A 3,759-nucleotide genomic window follows, 5' to 3' on the forward strand; every position below is an offset into this window, starting at 1 on the left:
GTAAGGTTCTCAAGATTGGAATAGCTAAAATACTCTATATATTCAGGATTTTCTTTCACATCCCAAGTACCTATAGCACCAATAATAATCATGGATTCAATGACCTCAGGATTAATTAAAGCAAGTTGAAAAAGGACATCACCTCCATAACTTAATCCAATGGCCTTAACTTGATCTAATTCCAAATATTCAATCAATTCGTTGAGGTTATTAGCAACAGAATTTATTGACCAGTTTGGATCAAATATGTCAGATCTTCCATGACCTTGAAGATCAATTAAGTAAACTTCAAAATCTTTATAATAATCTAAGAGATAAGGAAGCCAATATTCAGAGGATTGACCCCATCCATGAAGTAACAATAATGGTTCACCTTTACCATATACCTGATAATAAGTCTTTTTATCATTTAAAGTCACGGTTTCAGCCTTGACAATTTCCTGCCCCGAAACACTTGAGGTGATTAAAAGGGAAATGTAAAGTGTAAATAACTTTTTCATTGAGCTTTGTTTTATGGAGATTGCCGCTGAACTCCTAATCGGAATTGAGAAGCAATGAGCTATAAACGGGGCTGTAGTATCCTTTTATTGTGACAACTCACCTTTTTCACTTAAAGGAGATGAATGCTCATGAGTAATTTTCCAACCCTCTTCTGTATTGATAAATAGCAGACCCATCTGGGCAGTAATTTTTAAAGTGTCCGACTCGATAATTGGTTGGAAATCAGTGTGAAATGTTGCCAATGCTACATCGCCAAATACATCTATTTTTAAATCTTGCATATCCCATTTATTAATTCCTGTAAACATTGGAAAAAAACTTCTTTCAAATGCTTCGTTCTCTTTCGAACCTGTTCTTCTTTCTCCATCCTGAAATTCAGTGAATTTTGGTCCGTAAGCATGATACGAAATCAGTTTATCAATATTTTTGTCTGCAATGCATTGCCAAATCGTATCCATTACTTGAGCAATTTCAGCTTTCGCTTCAGGAAACTCATCATTAACTAAATCGACTTTTTTTTCAGAACTAATTTGTTTCTGTTTTTCTTTACATCCGATGAATAACACCAAGGATGCGAGCATGAGCGCTAATGTTAATTTTGTTTTCATAATGTTTCTATTTTTGGTTTATCAATGTACTACAACGGTCTTTGTTCAAATGCATTTTATCTTTTGTTATGCGTTATTATTTAATTTCTATCATTGACATCAATAATTCTTTCATAAAAAGAAGAATTTGGATAAGCTTATTCATAATACTCCATCTTTCTTCTTATTTCCACAAATCGGGATTCTTCATAAAGTGGTTTGAAGATAGGGTCTACATTCACCATATATGCAAAAAGACTTTCATTTTTCTCCTGAGCTTTTTCTAGCCAGGTCAGGGTTTCAGCAGAGTCTGATTGGGCTGCCGTAATCATAGCCATGGCCATATCGAGATTAGACTTACCTGAAGTCATCCTTTGCTCTAATTCATTCCGGTATCGATCGGCTTCAGTTTGATCTCCAAGCATAAAGTGGGTATTGGACAAATAGGCTACAACAAAATTGAAAGCATCGGATTTATAAGCATTTTCTAAATATGGCAAGGCTTTTGAAAATTGTTGGTCATGATAGTAACTCCAGCCAAGGAAAAACTGAGTAAATGGAATGTCTATTACCTGAAGGGCTTCTTCATAAATCGCTTGTGCTTTTTGTAATTCACCCTCCATCATATGGATATTAGCCCTGTCAAACCAAATAAAAAGATTGCCTGGGTCAATTTCTCTTCCAAGATTTGCATACTTTTTCGCTTTTTGAAGGTCACCAAGAGCAAGATAAGTGGATACAACTGTGCAGATACAGTAGGGGGTTGGAGTTTTTGGCCATGAATTCAATGCCAGGGCATACTCCACATCTTTTTTTGCATTACCAAGCAGGCCCTTTGTAAAAAGATTTAAATTAGCCCTTATAAGATAAATGTCTGAGCTTTTAGGATTCAAAGCAAGTGATTTTTCAATATAGGGGGTGACTTTACGTAGCGTTTCAGATGTTGATTCGTCACCTCCAAACCATGCGCCTGATTGCAACATGGAATTCCATGCTAACAAAGTATAAGCCTGCGAATAGTCTGGATCAAGCTCAATCGCTCTTTCTAGATATTTTGTTGCTTCATTAAATCCTGCTGGTGTAAGTTCTAAATTTTCGGATTTAGCTTTAAGAAATAAATTAAAAGCTTCACCATCTTTTGTGCTTGCCGTTTCTAAGGATTTCTTTTCATCTGAGCTAAGCCTCACGTTAAGACTTTTTGCAACTTGCTTTGCTATTGATAATTGTAAAGAAGGCGCATTTTTCATCACCTCATTATAAGAGCCATACCATATCCTTTTATTTGAAAATGGATCAAAAAGTTCAATCGAAAGCTTTACACTGTCTTCGAAAATTCTAGAGCTTCCCGATATTATATAATTGACATTTAATGCATTGGCTATACTGACAAATGATTCTTTAGAATTTTTATATTGGTATGCTGCACTAAATGCCGTTGGTACAATTGTGATGATTTTACCAAGCTCATCAATAATTTCTATAGTAACACCATCTGAAAAGTATTCAAGTTCTTCATTTTGATTCAGGTTTTGCAACGGAAGAACGGCAATGGATATTTCAGATCCCTCAGAGGGTTCAGTTTTTGTTTTTTTGAAATTATAGTCTGAAAGATTGTATAATAAGAATGCTCCAAGAATCAATAAATATTTTTTTCTTCGAGAATTCAGAAGAGGAGTTACTGATCTTTCCTTTTCCAATCATATCTGGCGATAAGGGAATGGTTAATTCATCATTTGATATCGCATATAATGTAATGTCTCTTTCAATATTTTTAAAGGCAAAATCGCCAAGTTTAACCGTTTTGATTTCGGGGTGATTTTTTATTTGAAAATATATATCAGAACTAATTAAAACAGAATTAGCCACACCCATAGATTCAATACGCGAGGCAATATTTAAACCATCCCCAAATATATCATGGTCTTTACGTACTATTTCTCCTATATGTACACCTATTCGAAGCGGTACATAGGGTTCTTCTCTCAAATCACTTTGTATGCTTATAGCACATTTTATGGCACTTACGGCACTTGGGAATAACATGAGACACCCATCGCCATAAGCCTTAACTATTTCTCCATCATATTTTTTTGACTGAATATTTAAAACTTCTTCAAAGTGCTTAAGTTTTTTTAATGCCAGTTCCTCATCTGCTTGCATCATGGAGGAATATCCAACGATATCTGCATAAATGATTATTGAAATGAGTCTATCAAGAGTATCCATAACCTACCAGGTATGATCTTTTATATTTATTTAAGGTAATCAAATGGATTGAAGTAGTCAAATTTGATCTAATAACTCCAAAAGATGATGGGATTTTTAATATTAAACACCTATTGAGGTATATGGCTGAGGCCATTCAGTATCTGAGTTTGGCTAGGGAAAGGGTAGTTTGGTTAGTCAATGTTCGAGGGAGGAAAAAAGTGTGAAGTGCGAAGTATGATATCAGAATGTTAACCTCGCACCTCCAATCTTTTAACCCCAACCTCATTCCTCCCACCTCATACTTCCCACCTCATACATGCATTATTGTAATTGCCTAAAGAAGAAGGCTGGAGCAATGGACACTTTTGGATGATAAATGTCATATTATGTTAGAATTTTAGGACCTACTTTTATCTTATGGGCTTGAATGGGTTTGTGCTGCGGGTGCTCCATATTTAAATGC

At 35.0% G+C, this 3,759-nt stretch carries 4 protein-coding genes; all 4 read right to left on the reverse strand.

Going from position 1 to position 3,759, the window contains the following annotated elements; all coding sequences use genetic code 11:
- Positions 1-500, reverse strand: a 500-nt coding sequence (locus Q0X89_RS07485; protein ID WP_297692721.1) for an alpha/beta hydrolase, incomplete at its 3' end; no start/stop codon positions are given.
- An 84-nt stretch (positions 501-584) separates the two neighbouring features.
- Positions 585-1,109 (reverse strand): nuclear transport factor 2 family protein, encoded by a 525-nt coding sequence (locus Q0X89_RS07490; RefSeq protein ID WP_297692724.1) that lies wholly within the window; start codon positions 1,107-1,109, stop codon positions 585-587.
- Between the two features lie 137 nt (positions 1,110-1,246).
- The gene (locus Q0X89_RS07495; protein WP_297692725.1) at positions 1,247-2,728 is read right to left on the reverse strand and encodes a hypothetical protein; all 1,482 of its coding nucleotides are present in this window, start codon (positions 2,726-2,728) and stop codon (positions 1,247-1,249) included.
- Positions 2,685-3,314 carry an adenylate/guanylate cyclase domain-containing protein gene (locus Q0X89_RS07500; RefSeq protein WP_297692727.1) on the reverse strand — a complete coding sequence of 210 codons (630 nt, stop codon included), beginning with the start codon at positions 3,312-3,314 and terminating at the stop codon, positions 2,685-2,687. The genes Q0X89_RS07495 and Q0X89_RS07500 overlap by 44 nt, the downstream gene beginning before the upstream one ends.
- Positions 3,315-3,759: the final 445 nt, after the last annotated feature.

Origin of the sequence: uncultured Eudoraea sp. (assembly GCF_947258525.1) — a bacterium.
Taxonomy (GTDB): Bacteria; Bacteroidota; Bacteroidia; order Flavobacteriales; family Flavobacteriaceae; genus Eudoraea.

What these genes read in the sequence shown, in the direction of transcription:
- Q0X89_RS07500 (WP_297692727.1), bottom strand. Translation starts at nt 3,314, where the DNA reads ATGGATACTCTTGATAGACTCATTTCAATAATCATTTATGCAGATATC.
- Q0X89_RS07490 (WP_297692724.1), bottom strand. Translation starts at nt 1,109, where the DNA reads ATGAAAACAAAATTAACATTAGCGCTCATGCTCGCATCCTTGGTGTTA.